This window comes from Pseudomonas oryzihabitans, from assembly GCF_001518815.1.
Classification (GTDB): domain Bacteria; phylum Pseudomonadota; class Gammaproteobacteria; order Pseudomonadales; family Pseudomonadaceae; genus Chryseomonas; species Chryseomonas oryzihabitans_E.
In genome coordinates, this window is sequence record NZ_CP013987.1 from 1,981,036 (window position 1) to 2,005,796 (window position 24,761).

The following is a 24,761-nucleotide window of genomic DNA, read 5'->3' on the forward strand; positions in this document are numbered from 1 at the left end:
CTGGCGTCTCCCGCTACTTGAGGGTGATGGTGGTGTTGACGACACCGGCGCTGCCGACATCCTGCTCGTCGGGCCAGCGTGTGGTGATGGTCTTGGTCTGGGTATAGAACAGCACCGCCTGCTTGCCATAGGGCCCCAGGTCGCCGAGCTTGGACGCGCGCGAACCGCTGAAGGAAAACAGCGGCACCGGCACCGGGATGGGCACGTTGATGCCGACCTGGCCGACATCGATGTCTTCCTGGAAGCGACGCGCCGCGGCGCCGGAGCGCGTGAAGAGGGCGACGCCGTTGCCGTTGGGATTGGCGTTGATCAGGGCGATGGCCTCGTCGAGGGTGGCGGCGTGCATCACGCAGAGCACCGGGCCGAACAGCTCTTCGCGATACAGCGTCATCTCCGTGGTCACCCCGGAGAACAGCGTCGGGCCGACGAAATTGCCTTTCTCGTAGCGCTCGACCTGGATATTGCGACCGTCCAGCTCCAGGGTCGCGCCTTCGCTCACGCCACGCTCGATCAGGCCGCTGACCCGGTCCAATGCCTGGCAGGAGATCAGCGGGCCGACGTCGGTGCCATTCTCGTGACCCGCACCCACCTTGAGGCTGCGCGCCTTGGCCACCAGATCCGGTACCCAGCTGTTGGCTTCGCCCACCAGCACCACCACGGAAACCGCCATGCAGCGCTGACCGGCCGCGCCGAAGGCGGCGCCCACCAGGTTGGCCAGGGTCTGTTCGCGGGGCGCGTCGGGCATCACCACCGCATGGTTCTTGGCGCCCATCATGCACTGCACGCGCTTGCCAGCCTCGCTGGCGCGGCGATAGACATGGGTACCTACACGGGTCGAACCGACAAAGGACAGCGCCTTGATATCCGGGTGATCGCAGAGGGCATCCACCACCGCCGGTCCGCCATGGACCACGTTGAGCACACCGGGCGGCACGCCGGCTTCCAGCGCCAGCTCGGCCAAGCGCATGGTTACCAGCGGATCCTGCTCCGAGGGCTTAAGGACAAAGGTGTTGCCGCAGGCGATGGCCATGGGGAACATCCACAGCGGAATCATCGCCGGGAAGTTGAAGGGGGTAATGCCGGCGCAAACGCCCAGGGGTTGCAGCAGCGTATAGGTGTCCACCCCGCTGGCGACGTTATTGGCCAGTTCGCCCAGTTGCAGGTTGCCGATGGCGGCCGCGTGCTCAACTACCTCCAGGCCGCGAAAGACGTCGCCCTCGGCGTCGGCCAGGGTCTTGCCCTGCTCGGCGGTGAGCAGCGCGGCCAGTTCGCTCATATGCTCGCGGATCAGGTGCTGGTAGCGCAGGAAGATGCGCGCCCGGGCGCCGATGGGCGTCTTGCGCCAGGTGGCGAAGGCCGTCTTGGCACTGGCCACGGCGCGTTGCACTTCCTCGGCGGTGGCGAAGGGCACCCGCGCCAGCACCTCCTGCGTCGCCGGATTGATCACCTCGCGGCCTTCGCGGCTGGTGGAGGTGACGAATTGGCCGTCGATCAGCAGCGGCACGTCTTGGATGGCGGTCTGGGTCATGACAGGGATTCCTGGGCGGTGGCAACGGAGGCCGGGGCAGGGTGGTTGGCGAAATCTTCTTCGGCATAGTCGTGGAGCTCGGCTGTGCCAGCCGCGCGGCGCTGTGCCTCGCCCAGGCGCAGCTCGATGCGGCGGATCTTGCCGGACAGCGTCTTGGGCAGTTCGCTGACGAATTGCAGGCGGCGCACCCGCTTGTAGGGCGACAGGCAGTCGCGGGCGAAGCCGAGCAATTCCCGCGCAAGGGCGGCCGAGGGCTGCTGGCCGGCGGCGAGGATGACGAAGGCCTTGGGCACATTGAGACGCAAGGGGTCCGGGCTGGGCACCACGGCCACCTCCATCACCGCGGGGTGCTCGATCAGGGCGCTTTCCAGTTCGAAGGGGCTGATGCGGTAGTCCGCCGACTTGAAGACGTCATCGGCACGCCCGACAAAGGTGATGTAGCCATCGACGTCACGTACCGCGGTATCACCGGTACGGTAGTAGCCGTCGCGCATCACCTCGGCGGTTTTCTCCGGGCTGTCCTCATAGCCCAGCATCAAACCGGCCGGTCGTGGCTGGAGCGACAGGGCCACCTCGCCGTCATCGCCTGGTTGGCCGTCGGCATCCAGCAGCTGGATCTGGCAACCCGGCAGGGGGCGGCCCATGGAGCCGGGCTTGAGCGGCTGCCCTGGGGTGTTGCCGACCAGTGCCGTGGTTTCCGACTGGCCGAAGCCATCTCTCAGGGTCAGGCCCCAGGCATCCTGCAGGCTGTCGATGATCTCCGGATTGAGCGGCTCGCCGGCGCCAACGAGTTCGCGCAGGTTGAGGCGATTGCGATAGGCGGCGAGATCCTCCTGGATCAGCATGCGCCACACGGTCGGCGGCGCGCAGAGGCTGGTGACTGGATAGCGCGCCAGCACCTCCAGCAGCGCCTGGGGCTTGAACCGCGGCACATCATGGATGAATACGCAGGCACCGGCGTTCCAAGGCGCGAAGACGCAGCTCCAGGCATGCTTGGCCCAGCCAGGGGAGGAGATGTTGAGGTGCACATCGCCCGGTTGCAGGCCGATCCAGTAGAGGGTGGACAGATGCCCCACCGGATAGCTGCTATGGCTGTGCAGGACCAGTTTGGGTCGCGAGGTAGTTCCCGAGGTGAAATAGAGCAGCAGCGGATCCTCTGCCCGGGTCGGCCCATCGGGCAGGAAGTCGCTGGCGCAGGCGGCCGGTGCGTAGGGCTGCCAGCCGGCCACGGGCGTCCCGACGCAGATGCGGGTAAGGCCGGGGTCCAGACTGGCACAACGCTCCGTATGAGCACTGCCCACCACCAGGTGGGCGATGCGCCCGCGCGCGACCCGATCCTGCAGATCGGCATCACTGAGCAGGGTGGTGGCGGGCACCACCACCGCGCCCAGTTTGAAGGCGCCCAGCAGGGTTTCCCACAGCGCCACCTCGTTGCCCAGCATCACCAGGATGCGTTCGCCACGACGAACGCCCTGGCTGCGCAGGAAGTTGGCGGTGCGATTCGAGGTCTGGGCCAGCTCGGCGAAGCTGTAGCGTTCTTCACGACCCTCGGCATCGAGTCGCCACAGTGCCGGACCGGAATGCTCTTCGGCCAGGCGATCGAAATGGTCCAGCGCCCAGTTGAAGTGCTCCAGCTGCGGCCACTGGAAGTCCCGGACGGCAGTGGCGTAGTCGGTGCGATGGCGCAGCAGAAAGTCGCGTGCCTCGCGAAAGGCATCTCCGGTCGTCATGACGGATACCTCGCGATATCGATGACCAAAGGCGGGTGGCGAAGTCCGGCGTGGCCCCCGGACAGGGCGTGATCGTGGGTCATGGATGCCTGCTCTTTATTGTTGTTGGCTAGCAGCGGGTCGCGCCGTCACCACTCGTGACGCGCCCTGGTAAGCAGTATAGTTCCGGCAAAAGTCTCTTGGCTTCCGACAAAAACGCCCGACCGACATGCAAAAATCCAATAACCCGGCAGCGCGTCTTGACTGGGACGATCTCAGATTCTTCCTCGAAGTCGCCCGCACCCAGAAGGCCAGCGCCGCGGCGCGGCGGTTGGGGGTCGACTACACCACCGTCTCGCGGCGTATCTCGGCCCTGGAAAAGGCGCTCGGTGCCCTGCTGTTCGAGAAGTCGCGCAGTACCGGCTTCAGCCTCACCATGGAAGGCCAGCGCCTGCTGGTGCACGCCGAAACCCTGGAAAGCACCCTGCAAACCGCCTGCGAGCAGATATCGGATACGCGTCTGGCACCTTCCGGCCAGGTGCGCATCGGCGCAACCGAGGGCTTCGGCAGCTACTTCGTCGCGCCCCAGCTGAGCTTTTTCCAGGATCGCTATCCCGGCATCACCCTGGAGGTGCTCCCGGTTCCGCACTTCGTCAACCTCTCGCGTCGGGAGGCCGACATCGCCATCACCCTGGAGCGCCCCGAGCGCGGGCCCTATGTCTGCCGCAAGCTGTGCGACTACCGCCTGCGGCTGTATGCCACCGCCGACTACCTGGCCAGGCACCCGCCCATCACACAGCTCGCGGATCTGCGGCGGCACAGGTTCATCACCTATGTCGACGATCTCGCCTTCAGCCCCGAGTTGCTCTACCTGGAACGCATCCTGCCCGAGGCCAGCAGCGGCCTGCGAAGCACCAGCGTGATCGCCCAGTACCAGGCCGCCCTGTGCGGCCACGCCCTGGCGATCCTGCCCTGCTTTGTCGCCGAGCCCGATGCGCGGTTGGTGGCGCTGTTGCCGGAGCAGATCCAGATCACCCGGCAATTCTGGCTCTACTACCGCGAAGACTTGCGCCGCCTGCGTCGCATCACCCTGGTCACCGACTATCTGCGCGCCTGTACCGATGCCAATCGCGACTTCCTGCTGGGCGAGACCCGCAGCCCTCGCCTGGGCTGGCCAGAGACTTGAAGTCCGTCACCGACCGGCTGGGCACCCCTGAACAGGACTGGGGTCTCAGAGCTGTGGGTCGTCCGTCGACGGCCTCCAGTCAACAGATGGGAACGGCAATGGAACGATATCAGGCATTGAGTCAGGCGCTGAGCAAGGCGGCCGAGCGTGAGGAAGCCTATTGGCAGGAACTGGAGCGGCGCCTGCATGAGTTGCCGGATTGCTTCACCCGCTATCTGGGGCTGAACTCCGCGGATCAAGTGGACGCCGGGCTGGGCCTGGAAAAACGCGTCGATGGCAACATCGTCCGCGAGATGGAGGTCTATGCCCGCTACGACCTCACGGTGATCGTCGATGACCTGGCCGGTACGCCGCAGACTTTCGCCATCGGCCTGTCCTTCTTCTATACCAACGAGCATTTCGTGTTGAAGGAGCGTGATGGGGAATTCTCCGTTGCCCTCGAACCGCAGGACGATCCCGATCGATTCTGGGACGAAGGCTGCCGCGAGATCTACGATTCGCTGGCACGGCGGATCCGCAGCAAGACCCTGCCCGCCATCGAGTAGGAGACGGCGGCCGCTCGGGCCGCCGCTTTTCAGACGGGAGTGACCAGGGTCCCGTCGGTGAAATAGCGCTCCACATTGGCCAGCACCAGATCGGCCATGGCCTGGCGTGTCTCCCGGGTGCCGCTGCCGAGGTGTGGGGTAAGTACAACGTTATCCAGCGCCAGCAAGGCCTTGGGGACCTGGGGCTCGTCGGCGAAGACGTCCAGCCCGGCGCCGCCCAGGGCTCCCGACTGCAGGGCCTCCACCAGGGCCTGCTCATCGACCACACTGCCACGGGCGATATTGATCAGATAGCCACGCGGACCCAGGGCCGCAAGAATGCCGGCGTCGATCAATCCATCGGTGGCAGGGCCGCCAGGCAGCGACAGCACCAGGAAGTCCGCGGCCTTCGCCAGTTCTTCGAGACTGGCATGGTACTGGTAGGGCACATCGGTCTGTTGATGACGGCCGTGATAGGCCACGTCCATGCCAAAGGCTTGTACCCGGTGCGCGATGCTCTTGCCGATGTTGCCAAGCCCGACGATGCCGCAGGTCTTGCCGGCCAGGCGTGAGGTCAACGGAAACTTGCCCGAGCGCCAGTCGCCCCGGCGCACGAAACGATCCGCAGCGGTGATGCCACGGGCGACGTCGATCAGCAGGGCAAAGGCGGTATCGGCTACGCAATCGTCCAGCACGCCCGGGGTGTTGCTAACCGCTACGCCCAGATCCCGGGCGGCGGCGATGTCGATGCTGTCATAACCCACCCCGAAGCTGAACACGGCTTTCAGGCCGGGAAGAGCGCTCATCAACTCGCGGGTCGCACCGTGTACGCCGGAGGTCACCAGGGCGCGAACCTCCTGGCCCCGCTCGCTTAGCAGCCTGGCCTGATCCGGTGCCTCCCAGAAGCGCAGGATCTCGTGGCGTGCGGCCAGGGCGTCTTGTAGCGCAGGTAGCAGCGGGCCCACCTGCAGCAGCACGGGGCGATCTTTCTGTTCAGCCATCTCTAGTCTCCTTGAAAAAGAAGGGGCGGCGAACCCGCCCCTCTGATCGATTGGCCTCAGCCCAGCAGCTGGATGCCAAGCTGGATCGCGACCCAGATCGCCAGCAGGGTGGCGAAGCCCAGAGCGAGGTTCTCGAACCAGTTGTTGCGGTATTTATCGCCCAGCAGCGACTTCTGGTTGGACATGATCAACAGGCCCAGGGAGATCACCGGCAGGCCGACGATGTTCAGGGCATTCACACCGATGGTCAGGGTCACGAAGTCGGGCATGCCCGGCAGCGACCACACCAGCGGTGTCACCAGAATGAAAAGCATGAACCACTTGTGCAGCGGGTCTTTGTGGAAGGTCTTGCCATAACGCTCGCGGCGCTCCGGACGGATGTGTTGCAGGGCGTCGGTGATCAGCATGGGGAAGGCGGTGGTCTTGCCTACCACGCTGGCGAACAGGGTGGCGAAGACGCCGGTGAAGAAAATCAACCAGCCGCCCGAGCCGAAGAACAGTTCCAGCGCCGAGCCCAGGTCATTCAGGGTGTTCACCTGCAGGCCGTTGGGTCTGAGGATTTCCACGCCGACGACCCAGATGGCCAGGTTGATAATGATGCCAACCACCACGGCGAACAGCAGGTCGTTGCGCTGGATGCGCTTGTGCTCCGGGCCGGTCCAGCCCTTTTCCTTCATCACATAGGGATGCACGAAGTTGGCGATGGAACCGGCCACGGCGCCAATGACCGATACCGCTACCAGCAGAGCTCCATGCACGCCTTCATCTGGCGGAATGCTGAAGCCGATGGTGCCGCGCAGGATGCCGCCCAGGTCCGGGCCCGACATCACCGCCAAGGTGATGAAGGCAAGGGTCATGACCGCCAGCAGCACCTTCATCACGCCTTCGATCAGGGCATAGAAGTTACGCCCCACCAGCAGCCAGATCGCGATCACCACCGCCACCGAGCAGAGCAGCGGATAGTCGACATGGAGGAGGGTGGCCAGGGCCTCGCCAGCGCCCTTGAGCATGTAGGCGTTGGTCAGGTGCCCCATGACGAGCGCGTACCCGAGCATGAACCAGGCGAACACCGGGTGCAGCTGGGCATAGCCTTCGAGGATCGACATGCCCTTGTTATTGCACAGCTGGAAGCGCGCGATGATGTTGACGATGAGAAAGCGCAGCAGCAGGGAAACCGCCAGCACCCACATCATGGCGTAGCCGTAGTTCGCCCCCGCCACCGAGGAGGTGATGAGGTCGCCAGCGCCCAGCCAGGACAATACGGCGATGATGCCGGGGCCGAGCAGTTTCGCCATCCGGCGCAGGCCGGAGCTGTGTTCCTGGGCAACGGGTACGGATTTATCGACGGAACCGGATCGCTCCATGGGGCAACTCTCCTAACGATTGTTGTTGTTCTGGATGAGGCCTCGGGAGGCCTTATTGTTAGCTTGCCCTTTCAGGGTTTAGCACTACATACGATGTCGTACAACTAATGGCGGGCTACAAAATGTTGCCTTTGGTCAGGTAAGGCGTCGCCGGATCGTGGACTGCCTTACGTACCGCTGGATCAAGCCAGGTGACTTCGCTTGAGACTGTCTCTAGAATGGTCGCCCTTGATTCTGGGGGGTCGGAAAGCCGGCCTGTTCTTGTGCCACGAGGAATATCCATGCAAGTTTCCGTTGAAAACACCTCTGCTCTCGAGCGTCGCATGACCATTGGCGTGCCGGCCGAGCGTATTGAAACCGAAGTGAACAAGCGTCTGCAGCAGACTGCCCGACGCGCCAAGGTTCCCGGTTTCCGCCCGGGCAAGGTACCCATGAGCGTCATCCGTCAGCGCTACGAAGCCTCGGCGCGTCAGGAAGCCTTGGGTGATCTCATTCAGGAAACCTTCTACGAAGCCGTCGTCGAGCAAAAGCTCAATCCGGCCGGCGCACCCGCCGTCGAACCCAAGGTGTTCGAAAAGGGCAAGGATCTGGAATACGTCGCGACCTTCGAAGTCTTCCCCGAATTCGAAGTCAAGGGTTTGGACGGCATCGAGATCGAGCGCCAGGACTCCAGCGTCGAAGACGCCGACATCGACAAGATGCTCGACGTGCTGCGCAAGCAGGGCACCCGTTATGAAGTCGTCGACCGCGCTGCCGCTACCGACGACCAGGTCACCATCGACTTCGTCGGCACCCAGGATGGCGAAGCCTTCTCCGGTGGTTCCGCCGAGGGCACCAAGCTGGTCCTGGGCTCCGGCCGCATGATCCCCGGTTTCGAAGACGGTCTGGTCGGCGCCAAGGCTGGTGAAGAGCGCGTGCTCGACCTGACCTTCCCCGAGGACTACCAGAACCTGGACCTGGCCGGCAAAGCCGCTCAGTTCAAGGTCACCGTCAAGGAAGTGGCCGCTCCCGAGCTGCCCGAGCTGAACGAAGCCTTCTTCAAGCAGTTCGGCGTGGAAGAGACCACCGTCGAAGGGTTCCGCGCCGAAGTGCGCAAGAACATGGAGCGCGAACTGCGCCAGGCCCTGAAGACCAAGGTCAAGAACCAGGTCATGGACGGTCTGCTGGCCGCCAACCAGATCGACGTACCGGCTGCCCTGATCAGCAACGAAGTGGATCGTCTGCGCGTGCAGGCCGTCCAGCAGTTCGGCGGCAACATCCAGCCCGACCAGCTGCCGGCCGAACTCTTCAGCGAGCAGGCCAAGCGCCGCGTGCTGCTGGGCCTGATCATCGCCGAGATGGTCAAGCAGTTCGAGCTCAAGCCCGATGACGCCCGCGTTCGCGAGCTGATCGAGGAGATGGCCGCTGCCTACCAGGAGCCCGAGCAGGTAGTGAAGTGGTACTACCAGAACGAGCAGCAGCTGAACGAAGTGCGTTCGGTTGTACTGGAAGAACAAGTCGTGGATACTGTCCTCAAGCAGGCAAAAGTCACCGACAAGCAGGTCTCCTACGAGGACGCGGTCAAACCGACCGAGGCTCCGCAAGCAGCCTGATCTGCCTCCAGTTGCTAGTTCACCTAAGCCAGCCTCGTGCTGGCTTATGTGTTTTTGACAGGTTATCCAGATAGGGAGCTAGTGCAGGACATGTCCCGCAACTCATACATGCAATCCATGCCCGATATTCAAGCCGCTGGCGGTCTGGTACCCATGGTGGTGGAGCAATCCGCCCGTGGCGAGCGCGCCTATGACATCTACTCCCGGCTGCTCAAGGAGCGGGTCATCTTCCTGGTCGGCCAGGTCGAGGACTACATGGCCAACCTGGTCGTCGCCCAGCTGCTGTTCCTGGAAGCGGAGAATCCTGACAAGGACATCCACCTCTATATCAACAGCCCGGGTGGCTCGGTGACCGCAGGCATGTCGATCTACGACACCATGCAGTTCATCAAGCCCGACGTCTCCACCATCTGCATCGGCCAGGCCTGCAGCATGGGTGCCCTGCTGCTGGCAGGCGGCGCCGCCGAGAAGCGCTTCTGCCTGCCGCACTCGCGGATGATGATTCACCAGCCCCTGGGCGGCTTCCAGGGTCAGGCGTCGGACATCGAGATTCACGCCCGTGAAATTTTGACCATCCGTGAGCGTCTGAACAAGGTGCTCGCGCATCACACCGGTCAGCCCATGGACGTGATCGCCCGCGATACCGACCGTGACAACTTCATGAGTGGCCCCGAAGCCGTTGCCTACGGTCTGATCGACAAGGTCCTCGAGAAGCGCAACATCCCCGCCTGACCCCGCCTCGACCACCTGCCCAGACGCCGGTCGTTTGGGCGGGTAGGCTTGAAAAACCGTGCAATAGGCTCCATCTTGTTGATGTAAGCACATTCCATTGGATCGATCGAATGACAGATACGCGCAATAGCGACGATAACGGCAAGCTGCTTTACTGCTCCTTCTGCGGCAAGAGTCAGCACGAAGTACGTAAATTGATCGCTGGACCCTCCGTCTTCATCTGCGACGAATGCGTCGACCTGTGCAATGACATCATCCGCGAGGAAGTCCAGGAAGCGCAGGCCGAAAGCAATGCGCACAAGCTGCCAGCGCCGAAGGAAATCAGCGCCATCCTCGACCAGTATGTCATTGGTCAGCAGCGTGCCAAGCGGGTCCTCGCCGTTGCCGTCTACAACCACTACAAGCGTCTGAATCAGCGCGAGAAGAAAGACGACGTCGAGCTGGGCAAGAGCAATATTCTGCTCATCGGCCCGACTGGCTCGGGCAAGACGTTGTTGGCGGAAACGCTGGCGCGCCTGCTCAACGTACCTTTCACCATCGCCGATGCCACCACTCTGACCGAAGCCGGTTACGTGGGTGAAGACGTCGAGAACATCATCCAGAAGCTGCTGCAGAAGTGCGACTACGATGTGGAAAAGGCCCAGATGGGCATCGTCTACATCGACGAGATCGACAAGATCTCGCGTAAGTCCGACAACCCCTCCATCACCCGTGATGTCTCGGGCGAGGGTGTGCAGCAGGCGCTGCTGAAGCTGATCGAGGGTACCGTGGCGTCGGTTCCGCCCCAGGGTGGCCGCAAGCATCCCCAGCAGGAATTCCTGCAGGTGGATACGCGCAATATCCTGTTCATCTGCGGCGGTGCCTTCGCTGGCTTGGAAAAGGTCATTCAGAACCGTTCCACCAAGGGCGGCGGTATCGGCTTCAACGCCGAGGTTCGCAGTCAGGAACTGGGCAAGAAGATCGGCGAATCCCTGCGTGATGCCGAGCCCGAGGATCTGGTCAAGTTCGGCCTGATTCCCGAGTTCGTCGGTCGTCTGCCGGTCATCGCGACCCTGGACGAACTGGATGAGCCAGCGCTCATGCAGATCCTGACCGAGCCGAAGAACGCCCTGACCAAGCAGTACGCCAAGCTGTTTGAAATGGAAGACGTCGACCTGGAGTTCCGCCCCGATGCACTGAAGGCGGTCGCTCGCAAGGCACTGGAACGCAAGACCGGTGCCCGCGGCCTGAGGTCCATCCTCGAAGGCATCCTGCTCGAGACCATGTACGAGATTCCTTCACAGAAGGAAGTCAGCAAGGTGGTCATCGACGAGAGCGTCATCGATGGGAGTTCCCAGCCGCTGCTCATCTATGAGAACACCGAGCCCGCCAAGGCGGCGCCAGACGCGTGACAAAAAGGGGCTTCGGCCCCTTTTTCATTTCAGCGACGGTTGTATTTTGCGGCGGCCAACCTCATGTTAGGGAAAACCGAGGCCTTAACCGCATCTGCGGCCGATTATTTGCCGAGACCCGTACCCCATGACTACGACGATAGAACTTCCCCTGCTGCCCCTACGAGACGTAGTGGTCTATCCCCACATGGTCATCCCATTGTTCGTCGGAAGGGAAAAGTCCGTCGAGGCCCTCGAGGCCGCCATGGCTGGCGACAAGCAGATCCTGCTGGTCGCACAGAAGAATCCCGGCGATGACGATCCCGCCGCGGATGACATGTATCACATGGGTACGGTCGCGACCGTTCTCCAGCTGCTCAAGCTTCCTGACGGTACCGTCAAGGTCCTGGTCGAAGGCGAGCAGCGCGGCCGCATTGAGTCCTTCGTCGAGAATCAGGCCTATGCCCGTGCCCTGGTGACCCTGATCGACGACAGCGAAGCCCCGGACCGCGAGTCCGAGGTCTTCTCGCGCAGCCTGATGAGCCAGTTCGAGCAGTATGTTCAGCTCGGCAAGAAGGTACCGGCCGAGGTCCTGTCTTCGCTCAATAGCATCGAAGATCCCAGCCGCCTGGTCGACACCATGGCCGCCCACATGGCGCTGAAGATCGAGCAGAAGCAGGAAATCCTCGAGATCACCGAGCTCGGCGCGCGCGTCGAGCACGTGCTGGCCCTGCTGGATGCGGAAATCGACCTCTTGCAGGTGGAAAAGCGCATCCGTGGTCGCGTCAAGAAGCAGATGGAGCGTAGTCAGCGCGAGTACTACCTCAACGAGCAGATGAAGGCCATCCAGAAAGAACTGGGTGACATCGACGAAGGCCACAACGAGGTCGAGGATCTCAAGCGCCGCATCGACGCCGCGGGTCTGCCCAAGGATGCCCTGGCCAAGGCCACTGCCGAGCTGAACAAGCTCAAGCAGATGTCGCCCATGTCGGCCGAGGCCACCGTGGTGCGTTCCTACATCGACTGGCTGGTGAACGTGCCGTGGCAGGCGGAGAGCAAGGTCCGTCTGGACCTGGGCCGTGCCGAAGAGGTTCTGGACAAGGACCACTATGGCCTCGAGGAAGTGAAAGAGCGCATCCTGGAATACCTCGCCGTGCAGAAGCGCGTGAAGAAGGTGCGGGGCCCGGTGCTGTGCCTGGTCGGTCCGCCCGGTGTGGGCAAGACCTCCCTGGCCGAATCCATCGCCCGCTCCACCGGCCGCAAGTTCGTGCGCATGGCCCTGGGTGGCGTGCGTGACGAAGCCGAAATCCGTGGTCACCGTCGTACCTACATTGGCTCCATGCCGGGTCGTCTCATTCAGAAGATGACCAAGGTCGGCGTGCGCAATCCACTGTTCCTGCTCGACGAAATCGACAAGATGGGCAACGACATGCGTGGCGATCCCGCCTCCGCGCTGCTCGAGGTCCTGGATCCGGAGCAGAACCACACCTTCAACGACCATTACCTCGAAGTCGACTACGACCTCTCCGACGTGATGTTCGTCTGCACCGCCAACTCCATGAACATTCCGGCGCCACTGCTGGACCGTATGGAAGTCATTCGCCTGCCCGGTTACACCGAGGCGGAAAAGGTCAACATCGCCACTCGCTACCTGATTCCCAAGCAGGTCAAGGCCAATGGCCTGAAGAAGGACGAGGTGGCCTTCGACGAAGATGCCCTACGTGACATCATTCGCTACTACACCCGTGAAGCGGGCGTGCGGAGTCTGGAGCGCCAGGTAGCCAAGGTCTGTCGCAAGGTGGTCAAGCAGCATGCCCTGAGCAAGGAGCGTACTGCCAGCGTCACCGTGGATACCCTGGAGCACTGGCTGGGCGTGCGCAAGTTCCGCTATGGCCTGGCCGAGCAACAGGATCAGATCGGCCAGGTGACCGGCCTGGCCTGGACCCAGGTGGGTGGTGAACTCCTGACCATCGAGTCCGCTGTCGTCCCCGGCAAGGGCCAGATGATCAAGACCGGCTCCCTGGGTGATGTCATGGCCGAGTCCATTACCGCGGCCCTGACCGTGGTGCGCAGTCGTGGTCGCAGCCTGGGCATTCCCAAGGACTTCCACGAGAAGCACGACATCCATATCCACGTTCCCGAAGGCGCCACGCCGAAGGACGGTCCGAGTGCCGGTATCGGGATGTGCACGGCGCTGGTCTCGGCCGCCACCCGCATTCCGGTGCGTGCCGACGTGGCCATGACCGGCGAGATCACCTTGCGCGGTCAGGTACTGGCCATCGGTGGGCTCAAGGAAAAGTTGCTCGCGGCCCATCGTGGCGGCATCCGTACCGTGATCATTCCGGAAGAAAACGTCCGGGATCTGCGGGACATTCCGGACAACATCAAGGCTGACTTGCAGATCAAGCCGGTCAAATGGATTGACGAGGTCTTGGAGGTTGCGCTGCAATACACGCCGGAGCCGCTTCCGGACGATGGTCCGGAGCTCGTCAGCAAGGACGAGAAGCGGGATCAGGAAGGCAAGGAGCGCGTCAGTACCCACTGACGGCGTACCTGGGCTTGATGGGCGGGCCGCCAGACGAGGTTGCTGGTGTTCCGCCGTCCTGCTGGATGCAAGGTCCTTGATCGACGAAAAGGCGCATCTCGAGATGCGCCTTTTCGCTATTTGCTATTCGACGATTTCGCCATGGCCGGTCTGGCCACAGCTCGTGGGGGGAACATGCTACAAAACATCAGGGACCGTTCGCAGGGATGGATTGCCAAAGTCATCATCGGATTCATCATCCTGCTGATGGCATTGACCGGCTTCGAAGCGATCATCCGTGCGACGGGTCACCAGGGCGCCGTTGCCCTGGTTAACGGCGACGAGATCAAGCAGACGGAGCTGGCCCAGGCCGTGGAAATGCAGCGTCGCCAGCTGCAACAGCAACTGGGGCAGGGGTTCGATCCGTCCACCCTGGATGACCGCCTGCTGCGTGAGTCCGCCCTAAAGGCGCTGATCGACAAGCAATTGCTGCTGCAGAGCGCCAAGGCCGATCGCTTCGCCTTCTCCGAACAGGCGCTGGATCAGCTGATCCTCAACACCCCCGAATTCCAGACCGAAGGGCGTTTCGATCCCCAGCGCTTCGATCAGGCCGTTCGCCAGATGAACTACAACCGCCTGCAATTCCGGGACCTGCTGCGTGACGAGATGCTGATCGGTCAGCTACGCGCCGGCATCGTCGGCAGCAATTTCGTTACCGATGCCGATATCGAGACCTTCGCGGCCCTCGAGCGCCAGACCCGTGACTTCGCCATGCGTACCGTCAAGGCTTCCACCAGCGGTATCGTGCCAACGCAGGAGGAGATTCAGGCGTACTACGACAGCCACAAGAATGACTTCATGACGCCCGAGCAGGTGGTCATCGAGTACGTGGAGCTGAAGAAGGACGCCTTCCTGGCCAAGGCCAAGGTCGACGAAAGCCGCCTGCAGGCGGCCTACAAGTCCGAAATCGCCAATCTGTCGGAGCAGCGTGACGCCGCCCATATCCTCATTGAGGTCAACGACAAGCAGAATGACGAGCAGGCCAAGGCCAAGATCAAGCAGATCCAGGAGCGCCTGAGCAAGGGTGAAGACTTCGCCAAGCTCGCCAAGGAGTTCTCCCAGGATCCGGGCTCGGCGGCCAATGGCGGTGACCTGGGCTTTGCCGGTCGCGGTGTCTACGACCCGGCCTTCGAAGAGGCGCTGTATGCCCTGGCGCCGCATCAGGTATCCGCGCCGGTGCGCACCAGCTTCGGCTGGCATCTGATCAAGCTGCAAGGGGTCCAGGCGCCGGAAGTGCCCACCCTGGCCAGCGTTCGGCCACGCCTGGAGCAGCAACTGAAGGCGGAAGACGCTGATCGGCTGTTCGTGGAAGCAGGTCGTAAGCTGGAAAGCTCTGCCTATGAGGCCTCCGACCTGAGCCAGCCGGCCCAGGAGCAAGGCCTTCAGGTCAAGACCAGTGCTCCCTTCGGTCGTGAGGGTGGTGAGGGTCTCACTGCCAATCGTCAGGTGATCGAGGCGGCTTTCAGCGAGGACGTGTTGCGCAACGGCGCCAACAGCGCCGCCTTGCAGCTGGATCCGGATACCCTGGTGGTCATTCGCGACAAGGAGCACCGCACGCCGCAGCTGCAGCCCTTGGACGCGGTCAAGAAAGAGATCGTGACCCGCTTGAGCCAGGAAAAGGCCACGGCCGTCGCCAAGCAGACTGGCGAAGAGCAGCTCAAGGCCCTGCGTGACGGCGGTAAGGCGCCGGCAGGCGACTGGCGTACCGTCGAAGCGGCTACCCGCAATCAGGAGGGCGTCGATCCCCAGGTACTGCAAGCGGTGTTCCGCATGGCCAAGCCGGAAGCCGACAAGCCGTCCTATGCCGGTATCAGCCTGCGGAACGGCGACTTCGTGCTGCTGCGCCTGCAGGGCGTCGGGGTACCCAAGGAAGCCCTGAGTGCCGAGGACAAGGCGCTCTATCGTCGCTACCTGGCCTCGCGAGCCGGACAGGTCGACTTTGCGGCCTATCGCCGGGCCCTGGATGCCAAGGCCGAGATCAAGCATCTCTGATACGAAAAAAGCCCGGGAAACCGGGCTTTTTCTTGAGGGGCACCCAGAGCGCCGGATGCCGTGCGGCCTGCCAGGCCAGAGGCCGGGAAGGGAGGAGGGGGCTCGTTGCCGGCGTTCTACTGGACGAGTTCCTGCTCGTCGAACAGGTCGTCGAAGAGCATGGTCGACAGATAGCGCTCGCCGGAATCCGGCAGGATGACCACGATGGTCTTGCCCTGCATCTCCGGCGTCTCGGCCATACGGACCGCCGCAGCCATGGCGGCACCGCAGGAGATGCCGCAGAGGATGCCTTCCTCGCGCATCAGGCGCTGGGCCATCAACTTGGCTTGCTCATCGCTTACCTGCTCGACGCGATCGACCATGGCGAGGTCCAGGTTGCCGGGTACGAAGCCGGCCCCGATGCCCTGGATCTTGTGTGGGCTGGGTTTCACTTCCGCACCGGCAAGGGTCTGGCTGATGACCGGCGAGGTTTCCGGCTCCACGGCGACCGAAAGGATCGGCTTGCCCTTGGTGTTCTTGATGAAGCGCGAGATGCCGGTCAGGGTGCCACCGGTACCGACGCCGGCTACCAGTACGTCGATGGCACCATCGGTATCGTTCCAGATTTCCGGGCCGGTGGTCTTTTCATGGATGGCCGGATTGGCCGGATTATCGAACTGCTGCGGCATGAAGTAGCGATCGGGCTCGCTTTCGGCGATCTCCCGCGCCTTGTCGATGGCGCCCTTCATGCCCTTGGCCGGTTCGGTCAGGACCAGCTCCGCACCCAGTGCCTTCAGGACCTTGCGTCGCTCCAGGCTCATGGAGGCGGGCATGGTCAGCACCAGGCGATAGCCACGGGCGGCGGCGACATAGGCCAGGCCGATACCGGTATTACCCGAGGTCGGCTCCACCAGACTCATGCCGGGCTTGAGCAGGCCCTTGGCTTCGGCGTCCCAGATCAGGTTGGCACCGATGCGGCATTTGACCGAATACCCCGGGTTACGTCCCTCGATCTTGGCGAGCAGGGTAACCCCCTTGGGACCGAGGCGATTGATGTAGATCAGCGGCGTATTACCGATGGACTGGGCATTGTCAGCGAAGATGCGGCTCATGGCGGATCCTGTACGGCGCGGAAAACTCGCAGCCTAGGCCTTGCGTCCGATGGCGTCCAGCCCAGGCACGGCCTGCTATCGTCAGGCGAAACAGCTGCTAGAGGATCGATGATGGCCTTTCAGGGTACCGAGCGTTATGTGGCTACGGCCGAGCTCAGTCTGGCGGTCAATGCCGCCATTCAATTGGGACGTCCACTCCTGGTGAAGGGTGAGCCCGGCACCGGCAAGACCCTGCTGGCCGAGCAGGTGGCCCAGAGCCAGGGCGCACGTCTTATCACCTGGCACGTCAAGTCCACCACCAAGGCGCAGCAAGGGCTCTACGAATACGACGCCGTGAGTCGCCTGCGCGATTCCCAGCTGGGCGATCCCCGGGTGCAGGAGGTGGCGAACTACATCAAGCCCGGCAAGGTGTGGGATGCCTTCACCGCTGAGGAGCCGGTGGTGTTGCTGATCGACGAGATCGACAAGGCCGACATCGAGTTTCCCAACGACCTGCTGCTGGAGCTCGACCGCATGGAGTTCCATGTCTACGAGACGGGGGAGACCATTCGCGCCGAGCGGCGACCGATCATCATCATCACCTCCAACAATGAGAAGGAGCTGCCGGACGCCTTCCTGCGTCGGTGCTTCTTTCATTTCATTCGTTTTCCGGAGCGCGACACCCTTGAGCGCATCGTCCAGGTCCATTATCCCGACCTCCAGGGGCGGCTGGTCAGGGAAGCCCTGGATCTCTTCTATGACCTGCGCAACGTCTCGGGCCTGAAGAAGAAGCCGTCCACCTCGGAGCTGGTGGACTGGCTGGCGCTGTTGCTGGGTGACGAGCAGGCGCAACAGGGGTTGCATGTGGAGGGTGGCCTGCCACCCCTGGCGGGCGCCCTGCTGAAGAACGAGCAAGACCTGCAACTGCTCGAGCGCCAGGCGTTCATGCGTCGTCGGCGGAGCTGAGAACCGGCATGTTCCTCGACTTCTTCACGCGCCTGAGGGCCGCTGGCATTCCGGTGTCCCTGGGCGAATTGCTGGATCTGCATGCCGCACTGGACGCCGGTCTCGCCGTCGCCGATCCCGAGGCCTTCTATCTGCTGGCGCGGGCGGTGCTGGTCAAGGACGAGCGCTTCTTCGACCGTTTCGACCAGGTCTATGCCGGTGAGATGGCCAGGTCGGAGCGTCTGTCGGAGACGCAGGCGATTCCCGCGGACTGGTTGCGGTTGGAACTGCAGCGATTGCTTTCCGACGAGGATCGCCAGCGACTTCAGGCCCTGGGTGGCCTCGACGAATTGCTCGATACTCTGCGGCAGCGGCTCGCCGAACAGCGTGAGCGCCATGCCGGTGGCAACAAGTGGATAGGCACGGGCGGTACCAGTCCCTTCGGCAGCGGTGGCTACAATCCCTTTGGCGTACGCGTTGGTGAGGCCGGTACTCGTCAGGGGCGGGCGGCCAAGGTCTGGGAGCAGCGGGACTACCGCAATCTGGACGACCGCGCGCCCCTGGACAGACGCAACCTGCAACTGGCCCTGCGCCGGCTGCGTCGCTTCGCTCGCCAGGGCGCGGCGGCTGAATTCGACCTGGAGGGCACCGTGGCCGCGACGGCCCGGGAGGGTGGGTTGCTGGACGTGCGCTATCGCCCTGAGCGACACAATGCCACCAAGGTGCTCCTGTTGCTCGATGTCGGGGGTTCCATGGATCTGCACGTACGCCTGTGCACCGAGCTGTTCAGCGCCTGTCGCCTCGAGTTTCGCCACCTGGAGCACTACTACTTCCACAATTGCGTCTACGAACGGGTCTGGCGCGATAACGCCCGTCGACACGAGGAAGGTCTGGCGACCGCCGAGTTGCTGCGCCGCTACGGAGCGGACTATCGCCTGGTGATCGTAGGCGACGCCAGCATGGGGCCCTATGAGATCACCCATCCCGGCGGCAGCGTCGAGCATTGGAACGAAGAACCTGGCGCGCTTTGGATCCAGCGGCTCTGCCAGCATTTCCCCCGGGCGGTCTGGCTCAATCCCTATCCGCAGGATGGCTGGGCCAGCAGCACCTCGATCCAGCTGCTCCGCGACCTCATTGCCCAGCGCATGTTTCCCCTGACCGGCGAGGGGCTGGGCGATGCCATCCGGTCCTTGACCCGCCCATGAAAAAACCCGGCCGAAGCCGGGTTTTTTTCATCGCTCGCGCTTAGCGCTGACCGTAGCGGCGCAGGGCCTCGATGCGGTCTTCCAGCGGCGGGTGGCTCATCAGCAGACCGGCCAGGCCGTTCTTCAGCGAGCCATTGATGCCGAAGGCGTTCAGGGTGTCGGGCATCTGCACCGGGATGCCCTGCTCGGCGCGCAGGCGCTGCAAGGCGCCGATCATGGCGTTGGGACCGGCCAGGCGCGCACCGGCTTCGTCGGCGCGGAATTCGCGTTTGCGCGAGAACCACATGACGATGATGCTGGCCAGGATGCCCAGTACCAGCTCGGCGACGATGGTGGTCACGAAGTAGGCGATCCCGTGGCCTTCTTCGTTCTTGAAGATGGCCTTGTCGACGAAGTTGCCGAAGATCCGCGCAAAGAACATCACGAAGGTGTTCACCACGCCCTGGATCAAGGCCAGGGTCACCATGTCGCCATTGGCGACGTGGCCGATCTCGTGGGCCAGCACCGCACGCACCTCGTCAGGCGAGAAGCGCTCCAGCAGTCCCTGGCTGACCGCGACCAGGGCGTCGTTGCGGTTCCAGCCGGTGGCAAAGGCGTTGGCCTCGTAGGCCGGGAAGATGCCGACCTCAGGGGTCTTGATGCCGGCCTCGCGAGCCAGCTCTTCCACCGTCTGCAGCAGCCACTGCTCATGACGGGTACGCGGCTGGCTGATGACCTCGGTACGGGTGCTCATCTTCGCCATCCACTTGGAGATGAACAGCGAGACCAGCGAGCCGGCGAAACCGAATACGGCACAGAACACCAGCAGACTGCCATGGTTCTGACCGGTGTAGCGATCCACGCCAAGCACCTTCAAGGTGATGCTGGCAACGATCAGCACCGCCAGGTTGGTAGCCAGAAACAACAGAATGCGCATCATGGTGGGGTACAGCTCCTCACAGGTTTATCTGCCGGCTATATAAGGTTCGGCCCCGATCCATTCAACGTTTCCACTATTGCAAACTGTGTCGTCCGTTGGCCAGGCGGGCGAGGGGGCGAGCGCCTGTGCCGGCTGACGCCTTCAGGGGCGGCAACCGGTGAAAGACGCGGAAATGCTTTGCTCTACTGGGAATAGCCACCCAGGAAGTTGCCGATGCGGCCGATGGCCTGCTCCAGATCGTCGACGCGGGGCAGGGTGACGACCCGGAAGTGGTCGGGCCAGGGCCAGTTGAACGCGGTGCCCTGCACCACTAGCAGCTTCTCCGACAGCAGCAGGTCCAGGACGAACTTCTCGTCATTGTGGATGGGGCAGACCTTGGGGTCGATCCGCGGGAAGGCATAGAGCGCGCCCATCGGCTTGACGCAGCTGACGCCGGGGATGGCGTTGAGCAATTCCCAGGTGCGATTGCGCTGTTCCAGCAGGCGTCCGTGCGGCAGCACCAGGTCGTTGATGCTCTGGTAGCCGCCCAGCGCGGTCTGGATCGCATGCTGCGCCGGGACATTGGCGCACAGGCGCATGTTGGCGAGGATGTCGAGGCCCTCGATATAGCTGTGGGCGCGGTGCTTGGGCCCCGAGACGATCAGCCAGCCCGAGCGGAAGCCAGCCACGCGATAGGACTTGGACAGGCCGTTGAAGGTCAGGCAGAGGACGTCCGGCGCCAGGGAGGCGGTGGAGATGTGCTGGGCTTCGTCGTAGAGAATCTTGTCGTAGATCTCGTCGGAGAACAGCACCAGATTGTGCCGCCGGGCCAGCTCGACGATGCCTTCCAGTACTTCCTTGGAATAGACCGCGCCGGTGGGGTTGTTGGGGTTGATCAGCACCAGCGCCTTGGTGTTGCTGGTGATCTTGGCTTCCATGTCGGCCAGGTCCGGGAACCAGCCAGCCTGTTCGTCGCACAGGTAGTGCACCGGCTTGCCGCCCGCGAGGCTGACCGCCGCTGTCCACAGGGGGTAGTCAGGCGCCGGGATCAGCACCTCGTCGTTGTTGTTGAGCAGCGCCTGCATGGCCATGACGATCAGTTCGGAGACGCCATTGCCCAGATAGATGTCTTCGATGCCGACACCTTCGATGCGCTTCTGCTGGCAATACTGCATGACTGCCTTGCGCGCGCTGAACAGCCCCTTGGAGTCGCTATAGCCCTGGGCGGTCGGCAGGTTGCGGATGACGTCCTGCAGGATTTCCTCCGGCGCCTCGAAGCCGAAGGGCGCCGGGTTGCCGATGTTGAGCTTCAGGATGCGGTGGCCTTCCTCTTCGAGGCGCTTGGCATGCTTGAGGACCGGACCGCGGATGTCGTAGCAGACATTGGCGAGCTTGTTCGACTTGGAGACCTGCATGGGGAAATGAATCCTGGAAAAGGGCGAGAAAGACTCGGTGAAGGCGGACGCCGACCGGCGCTTGGCAGCATCCGGGGGTGGATGCCAGACTGAGCGGGAATCATACGGCTGCATCGCCTGTTACAAAAGATGCGCCGGCATCCAGAGAGGTCACCATGGAAAAAGTACAGCGTAGCCCAGAAGATTGGCGCGAGCGTCTGACCGACGATCAGTTTCGCGTGTGCCGCCTGGCGGCTACCGAGGCGCCCTATACCGGTGCCTACTGCAACACCAAGACGCCTGGCGTCTATCGCTGCGCCTGCTGTGAGCTCGCGTTGTTCGACTCCAGCACCAAGTTCGATTCCGGTTGCGGCTGGCCGAGTTACTACGCGCCCATCGACGCCGAGGCCGTGCGCGAAAAAGAAGACTTCAGCCATGGCATGCACCGGGTCGAGGTACTCTGCGCCCGCTGCGACGCCCATCTGGGGCACGTCTTTCCCGACGGCCCGCCGCCGACCGGCCTGCGCTACTGCATCAATTCCGTCGCCCTTGATCTCCAGCCCAGAGAAACCGCGTGATCTCAGAGATTCTGCAGTTACCCTTCCAGACGGCGGACGGCCAGCAGGCGTGCCTGGCGGACTGGACGGCCCGAGCCTATCTGGTGGTCAATACCGCCAGTCGCTGCGGTTTCACCCGCCAGTACGCCGGGCTCGAGGAATTGCAGCAGCGCTATCTGGCCGACGGCTTGCGCGTGATCGTCTTTCCCTGCAATCAATTCGGCGGCCAGGAGCCGGGAAGCAACGCCGAGATTCAGAATTTCTGCGTGACCCGCTTCGGGGTCAGCTTTCCGGTCATGGCCAAGCTCGACGTCAATGGCGAAGCGGCCCACCCCTTGTTCAACGCCTTGAAGCGCGCGGCGCCAGGGTTGCTCGGAACCGCTATCCGCTGGAACTTCACCAAGTTCCTGATCACTCCGGAGCGAGGGCGGGTGCAGCGCTTTGCCCCCATCACTCGGCCTTCCCAGTTGGACAAGCACATCCGCCGGGCCCTGGCGCGTTAGCTCCGGATCTCGACAAGGGCTTTCAATTGGATTGAAAAGTAATACGATTAAAGCGCCTTCCATGGAGGGTGCCTTGTCCGCTTCCCTTTTTCGTCGTCAAGGATGTTTCCTGTGAGTGCCTCCCTAGAAGACTTTCTGCTCCAGGCCCGCCAGGTGCTCGAGCGCCTGGAGCCCCTGCTGCCCCATCGTCGCGAATCTCTGGATTGGCAGCACTGCTATGCCGCACGTTGGCGCCGTGAAGGCCATGGCGGCTACCTGCAGCCGCTCGAGGTCAACCTGGAGTTGCGGCTGGCCGATCTGCTGGGTATCGATCGGCAACGCGACCAGCTCGCTCGCAATACCCGCCAATTCGTCGCCGGACTGCCTGCCAACCACACCCTGCTGTGGGGGGCTCGCGGTACCGGCAAGTCGTCGCTGATCCGTGCCCTGCTGGCGGAATACGCGGGGCAGGGCCTGCGCCTGATCGAAATCGAACGCGATGATCTCGCCGATCTGCCGCGTGCGGTAGAGCAACTCGCCGGGCAAGCGCAGCGTTTCGTGGTGTTCTGCGACGACCTGTCCTTCGACGCCGGCAGTGACGATTATCGAGTGCTCAAGAGCGTGCTCGATGGCTCGCTGGAGCAGGCGCCGGACAACGTCCTGCTCTATGCCACCTCCAATCGTCGTCACCTGGTGGCCGAGCGGCAGAGCGACAACGCCAACTGGGAGCACGTCGATGGCGAACTGCACCCGAGCGAGGCGGCCGAGGACAAGATCGCGCTGTCGGACCGTTTCGGTCTGTGGCTGTCCTTCTATCCCTTTACCCAGGATCACTATCTCGCCGTCGTTCGCCACTGGTGCACGACCCTGGCCGGCAAGTCCGGGGTGGAGCTGGAGTGGTCGGAAGACGCCGATCGCGAGGCCATCCGCTGGGCCTCCGGCCGCGGCAACCGCAATGGCCGCTGTGCCTATCAATTCGCCCGGCAATGGGTCGGGCTCAAGCTATTGGAGAAAGCATGACCGTAGAACTGACGGGCGTAGGTGCAGGACTGGAGGGCTACGCCATGTTGGCGGCCCAGGTCGAGGCCCTGCTGGCCGGTGAGCGCAATCTGGTGGCCAATGCCGCCCAGCTGTCGGCCTTCATCTACCAGGAAGTGCCGGACCTGAATTGGGCCGGCTTCTATTTCGTCGAGGGTCAGGACCAGCTGCTGCTCGGACCCTTCCAGGGCAAGGTGGCCTGCATGCGCATTCCCTTCAGCAAGGGTGTATGCGGCGCGGCCGCCCGGGAGCGCCGTACCCAGCGCGTCGAGGACGTCCATGCCTTTCCCGGGCATATCGCCTGTGACGCTGCTTCGCGTAGCGAACTGGTGGTTCCGTTGATCCAGGAAGGTCGCCTGATCGGCGTGCTAGATCTCGACAGCCCGAATCCAGGACGCTTCAGTGCGGCGGATCAAGCGGGCATCGAAAGCCTGGTGGCGGCCTTCATGGCTGCCACCGACTGCTGATCCCAGGGGAGGACAGGGAAGCCCTCACTCGTAGTCGTTCTTCTTGCGCCAGCTGTCGTCCTTGAGGGTATCCACGCTGTCCGACAGCTCGTTGGCGCTGCTGCTGGCCTGCTCGGCCAGTTCGCTCTGCTGACGTTTCACCTGAGCGATCTGTTCTTCCAGATGGGCCAGCAACTCGGTGTAGCGCTCGGGTTGCTGCTGCTTGCGAATCTGCATGATCGCCCGTTCGTACGATTGGCGTGCCTGGATGTAGTGGTCGGTCTTGATCTGCTGTTCGGCCTGATAGCGGAAGAACTCCACATAGGTCACGGTGAGCAGATAGCGCATCTCGCCTACCCAGCGCTGCGCTTCCTGGCCATCGAGAATGCCGATCTGGTTGGCGTGGGCGACGAGTGCATGCAGCATCTCCATATAGCCGCGGACCTCCTTGACCCGAGCCTCGGTATGCACCGGCCGGGCGGCATTGGTGAGTTCGATGTCATCGCCCTTGGCCAGGGCTTCTTCCAGTTCGGTCTTGCGCGCGGTCAGGCTGGCGGAAGGAGTCTGCAAGGCGGCGAGGCGGGCGATCAATCCCAGTTCGATGCGATGAAACAGCTGCTTGAGCGCCGGTGTCATCAGCTGGCCCGGCAGGCTGCCGGACAACTGGGCGCAACGCTTGATCCGGTCGGTGAGATCGGCGACCAGCCGCTGCTTTTCCAGCCGTCCCGCTTCGAGCTTCTGGTTGACGAAGGCGATCATGATCACCAGAAGGATGCCAAGTCCCACTACCGCTGCAATCATCGTTGAGGACATGACCTTCTCCATGGTGCTTGCCCGCCGTTTGTCGTACGAGCGAAGTCGTTGATTTGAAAAGTATTTAATCAGCTATTGACGCCCAGGGTAAGGCTCCCTAGAATGCGCGCACTCCCAACGGCGGCAAGCGTCAGCCGAGTGGTAGGCCAGAGTCCTCAGGGATTCTACCTGGTCCCCTTCGTCTAGTGGCCTAGGACACCGCCCTTTCACGGCGGTAACAGGGGTTCGAGTCCCCTAGGGGACGCCAAAATTGCGGGAATAGCTCAGTTGGTAGAGCACGACCTTGCCAAGGTCGGGGTCGCGAGTTCGAGTCTCGTTTCCCGCTCCAAAT

The 24,761-nt window shown here is 63.0% G+C and carries 21 protein-coding genes and 2 tRNA genes; 15 read left to right on the top strand and 8 right to left on the bottom strand.

The genetic code is table 11. The features are described 5' to 3' along the window. Positions 1-13: 13 nt before the first annotated feature. Positions 14-1,528, bottom strand: a complete 1,515-nt coding sequence (locus APT59_RS09060) for a CoA-acylating methylmalonate-semialdehyde dehydrogenase (protein WP_059314544.1) — start codon at positions 1,526-1,528, stop codon at positions 14-16. Next, complete coding sequence (locus tag APT59_RS09065) at positions 1,525-3,258, bottom strand: AMP-binding protein (protein ID WP_059314545.1); 1,734 nt, start codon at positions 3,256-3,258, stop codon at positions 1,525-1,527. Before APT59_RS09065 ends, APT59_RS09060 begins: the two co-directional genes overlap by 4 nt. A 208-nt stretch (positions 3,259-3,466) precedes the next feature. Between APT59_RS09065 and APT59_RS09070 the strand changes: the two genes are divergently transcribed. Next, the gene (locus tag APT59_RS09070; protein WP_059314546.1) at positions 3,467-4,423 is read left to right on the top strand and encodes a LysR family transcriptional regulator; all 957 of its coding nucleotides are present in this window, start codon (positions 3,467-3,469) and stop codon (positions 4,421-4,423) included. A gap of 98 nt (positions 4,424-4,521) precedes the next feature. After that, positions 4,522-4,968 (top strand): hypothetical protein, encoded by a 447-nt coding sequence (locus tag APT59_RS09075; RefSeq protein WP_174523133.1) that lies wholly within the window; start codon positions 4,522-4,524, stop codon positions 4,966-4,968. A 29-nt stretch (positions 4,969-4,997) separates the two neighbouring features. On the opposite strand, the gene APT59_RS09080 is transcribed toward APT59_RS09075, so the two are convergent. Together APT59_RS09080 and APT59_RS09085 are read right to left on the bottom strand one after the other, a co-directional pair. After that, positions 4,998-5,948 (bottom strand): 2-hydroxyacid dehydrogenase, encoded by a 951-nt coding sequence (locus tag APT59_RS09080; protein WP_059314548.1) that lies wholly within the window; start codon positions 5,946-5,948, stop codon positions 4,998-5,000. A gap of 56 nt (positions 5,949-6,004) precedes the next feature. Beyond that, positions 6,005-7,312, bottom strand: a complete 1,308-nt coding sequence (locus APT59_RS09085) for an Nramp family divalent metal transporter (RefSeq protein ID WP_059314549.1) — start codon at positions 7,310-7,312, stop codon at positions 6,005-6,007. 281 nt (positions 7,313-7,593) lie between these two features. On the opposite strand from APT59_RS09085, the gene tig reads away from it, so the two are divergent. The 5 genes from tig (at position 7,594) to APT59_RS09110 (ending at position 15,582) form a co-directional block, all read left to right on the top strand. Then, positions 7,594-8,904 (top strand): trigger factor, encoded by a 1,311-nt coding sequence (tig, locus tag APT59_RS09090; protein WP_059314550.1) that lies wholly within the window; start codon positions 7,594-7,596, stop codon positions 8,902-8,904. 90 nt (positions 8,905-8,994) lie between these two features. Continuing rightward, on the top strand, positions 8,995-9,636 hold the full coding sequence (gene clpP / locus APT59_RS09095) for an ATP-dependent Clp endopeptidase proteolytic subunit ClpP (protein ID WP_007162222.1): 642 nt from the start codon (positions 8,995-8,997) through the stop codon (positions 9,634-9,636). Between the two features lie 110 nt (positions 9,637-9,746). Beyond that, positions 9,747-11,027, top strand: a complete 1,281-nt coding sequence (gene clpX, locus APT59_RS09100; RefSeq protein ID WP_059314551.1) for an ATP-dependent Clp protease ATP-binding subunit ClpX — start codon at positions 9,747-9,749, stop codon at positions 11,025-11,027. Between the two features lie 127 nt (positions 11,028-11,154). Beyond that, positions 11,155-13,551, top strand: a complete 2,397-nt coding sequence (lon, locus tag APT59_RS09105; RefSeq protein WP_059314552.1) for an endopeptidase La — start codon at positions 11,155-11,157, stop codon at positions 13,549-13,551. Between the two features lie 174 nt (positions 13,552-13,725). After that, the gene (locus APT59_RS09110) at positions 13,726-15,582 is read left to right on the top strand and encodes a SurA N-terminal domain-containing protein (protein ID WP_059316858.1); all 1,857 of its coding nucleotides are present in this window, start codon (positions 13,726-13,728) and stop codon (positions 15,580-15,582) included. A 116-nt stretch (positions 15,583-15,698) separates the two neighbouring features. Here APT59_RS09110 and cysK read toward each other — a convergent pair whose 3' ends face one another. After that, complete coding sequence (gene cysK, locus APT59_RS09115; protein WP_059314553.1) at positions 15,699-16,673, bottom strand: cysteine synthase A; 975 nt, start codon at positions 16,671-16,673, stop codon at positions 15,699-15,701. A gap of 111 nt (positions 16,674-16,784) precedes the next feature. On the opposite strand from cysK, the gene APT59_RS09120 reads away from it, so the two are divergent. Then, positions 16,785-17,618 carry an AAA family ATPase gene (locus APT59_RS09120; RefSeq protein WP_059314554.1) on the top strand — a complete coding sequence of 278 codons (834 nt, stop codon included), beginning with the start codon at positions 16,785-16,787 and terminating at the stop codon, positions 17,616-17,618. 8 nt (positions 17,619-17,626) lie between these two features. After that, complete coding sequence (locus APT59_RS09125; protein WP_059314555.1) at positions 17,627-18,802, top strand: vWA domain-containing protein; 1,176 nt, start codon at positions 17,627-17,629, stop codon at positions 18,800-18,802. Between the two features lie 40 nt (positions 18,803-18,842). On the opposite strand, the gene htpX is transcribed toward APT59_RS09125, so the two are convergent. Both htpX and APT59_RS09135 read right to left on the bottom strand, forming a co-directional pair. Then, complete coding sequence (gene htpX / locus APT59_RS09130; protein WP_059314556.1) at positions 18,843-19,721, bottom strand: protease HtpX; 879 nt, start codon at positions 19,719-19,721, stop codon at positions 18,843-18,845. Between the two features lie 182 nt (positions 19,722-19,903). Next, complete coding sequence (locus tag APT59_RS09135) at positions 19,904-21,115, bottom strand: pyridoxal phosphate-dependent aminotransferase (protein WP_059314557.1); 1,212 nt, start codon at positions 21,113-21,115, stop codon at positions 19,904-19,906. 155 nt (positions 21,116-21,270) lie between these two features. Here APT59_RS09135 and msrB point away from each other — a divergent pair, with 155 nt between their 5' ends. The 4 genes from msrB to APT59_RS09155 all read left to right on the top strand — a co-directional run bounded on the left by msrB (position 21,271) and on the right by APT59_RS09155 (position 23,638). Further along, on the top strand, positions 21,271-21,672 hold the full coding sequence (msrB, locus tag APT59_RS09140; RefSeq protein ID WP_059314558.1) for a peptide-methionine (R)-S-oxide reductase MsrB: 402 nt from the start codon (positions 21,271-21,273) through the stop codon (positions 21,670-21,672). Then, the gene (locus APT59_RS09145) at positions 21,669-22,154 is read left to right on the top strand and encodes a glutathione peroxidase (RefSeq protein WP_059314559.1); all 486 of its coding nucleotides are present in this window, start codon (positions 21,669-21,671) and stop codon (positions 22,152-22,154) included. Before msrB ends, APT59_RS09145 begins: the two co-directional genes overlap by 4 nt. Before the next feature lie 102 nt (positions 22,155-22,256). Continuing rightward, complete coding sequence (locus APT59_RS09150) at positions 22,257-23,153, top strand: ATP-binding protein (protein WP_420480501.1); 897 nt, start codon at positions 22,257-22,259, stop codon at positions 23,151-23,153. Next, complete coding sequence (locus tag APT59_RS09155) at positions 23,150-23,638, top strand: GAF domain-containing protein (protein ID WP_059314561.1); 489 nt, start codon at positions 23,150-23,152, stop codon at positions 23,636-23,638. Before APT59_RS09150 ends, APT59_RS09155 begins: the two co-directional genes overlap by 4 nt. A 24-nt stretch (positions 23,639-23,662) precedes the next feature. Here the strand turns inward: APT59_RS09155 and APT59_RS09160 are convergent, their stop codons facing one another. Next, on the bottom strand, positions 23,663-24,430 hold the full coding sequence (locus APT59_RS09160; RefSeq protein ID WP_237140586.1) for a hypothetical protein: 768 nt from the start codon (positions 24,428-24,430) through the stop codon (positions 23,663-23,665). Between the two features lie 171 nt (positions 24,431-24,601). Here APT59_RS09160 and APT59_RS09165 point away from each other — a divergent pair. Then, positions 24,602-24,677 (top strand) — tRNA-Glu (locus APT59_RS09165). A 5-nt stretch (positions 24,678-24,682) separates the two neighbouring features. Beyond that, positions 24,683-24,758, top strand: a tRNA-Gly gene (locus APT59_RS09170). Positions 24,759-24,761: the final 3 nt, after the last annotated feature.

Coding starts and splice junctions, on each gene's coding strand:
- APT59_RS09060 (WP_059314544.1), bottom strand. CDS start 1,528: ATGACCCAGACCGCCATCCAAGACGTGCCGCTGCTGATCGACGGCCAA.
- APT59_RS09065 (WP_059314545.1), bottom strand. CDS start 3,258: ATGACGACCGGAGATGCCTTTCGCGAGGCACGCGACTTTCTGCTGCGC.
- APT59_RS09070 (WP_059314546.1), top strand. CDS start 3,467: ATGCAAAAATCCAATAACCCGGCAGCGCGTCTTGACTGGGACGATCTC.
- APT59_RS09075 (WP_174523133.1), top strand. CDS start 4,522: ATGGAACGATATCAGGCATTGAGTCAGGCGCTGAGCAAGGCGGCCGAG.
- APT59_RS09080 (WP_059314548.1), bottom strand. CDS start 5,948: ATGGCTGAACAGAAAGATCGCCCCGTGCTGCTGCAGGTGGGCCCGCTG.
- APT59_RS09085 (WP_059314549.1), bottom strand. CDS start 7,312: ATGGAGCGATCCGGTTCCGTCGATAAATCCGTACCCGTTGCCCAGGAA.
- tig (WP_059314550.1), top strand. CDS start 7,594: ATGCAAGTTTCCGTTGAAAACACCTCTGCTCTCGAGCGTCGCATGACC.
- clpP (WP_007162222.1), top strand. CDS start 8,995: ATGTCCCGCAACTCATACATGCAATCCATGCCCGATATTCAAGCCGCT.
- clpX (WP_059314551.1), top strand. CDS start 9,747: ATGACAGATACGCGCAATAGCGACGATAACGGCAAGCTGCTTTACTGC.
- lon (WP_059314552.1), top strand. CDS start 11,155: ATGACTACGACGATAGAACTTCCCCTGCTGCCCCTACGAGACGTAGTG.
- APT59_RS09110 (WP_059316858.1), top strand. CDS start 13,726: ATGCTACAAAACATCAGGGACCGTTCGCAGGGATGGATTGCCAAAGTC.
- cysK (WP_059314553.1), bottom strand. CDS start 16,673: ATGAGCCGCATCTTCGCTGACAATGCCCAGTCCATCGGTAATACGCCG.
- APT59_RS09120 (WP_059314554.1), top strand. CDS start 16,785: ATGGCCTTTCAGGGTACCGAGCGTTATGTGGCTACGGCCGAGCTCAGT.
- APT59_RS09125 (WP_059314555.1), top strand. CDS start 17,627: ATGTTCCTCGACTTCTTCACGCGCCTGAGGGCCGCTGGCATTCCGGTG.
- htpX (WP_059314556.1), bottom strand. CDS start 19,721: ATGATGCGCATTCTGTTGTTTCTGGCTACCAACCTGGCGGTGCTGATC.
- APT59_RS09135 (WP_059314557.1), bottom strand. CDS start 21,115: ATGCAGGTCTCCAAGTCGAACAAGCTCGCCAATGTCTGCTACGACATC.
- msrB (WP_059314558.1), top strand. CDS start 21,271: ATGGAAAAAGTACAGCGTAGCCCAGAAGATTGGCGCGAGCGTCTGACC.
- APT59_RS09150 (WP_420480501.1), top strand. CDS start 22,257: ATGTTTCCTGTGAGTGCCTCCCTAGAAGACTTTCTGCTCCAGGCCCGC.
- APT59_RS09155 (WP_059314561.1), top strand. CDS start 23,150: ATGACCGTAGAACTGACGGGCGTAGGTGCAGGACTGGAGGGCTACGCC.
- APT59_RS09160 (WP_237140586.1), bottom strand. CDS start 24,430: ATGTCCTCAACGATGATTGCAGCGGTAGTGGGACTTGGCATCCTTCTG.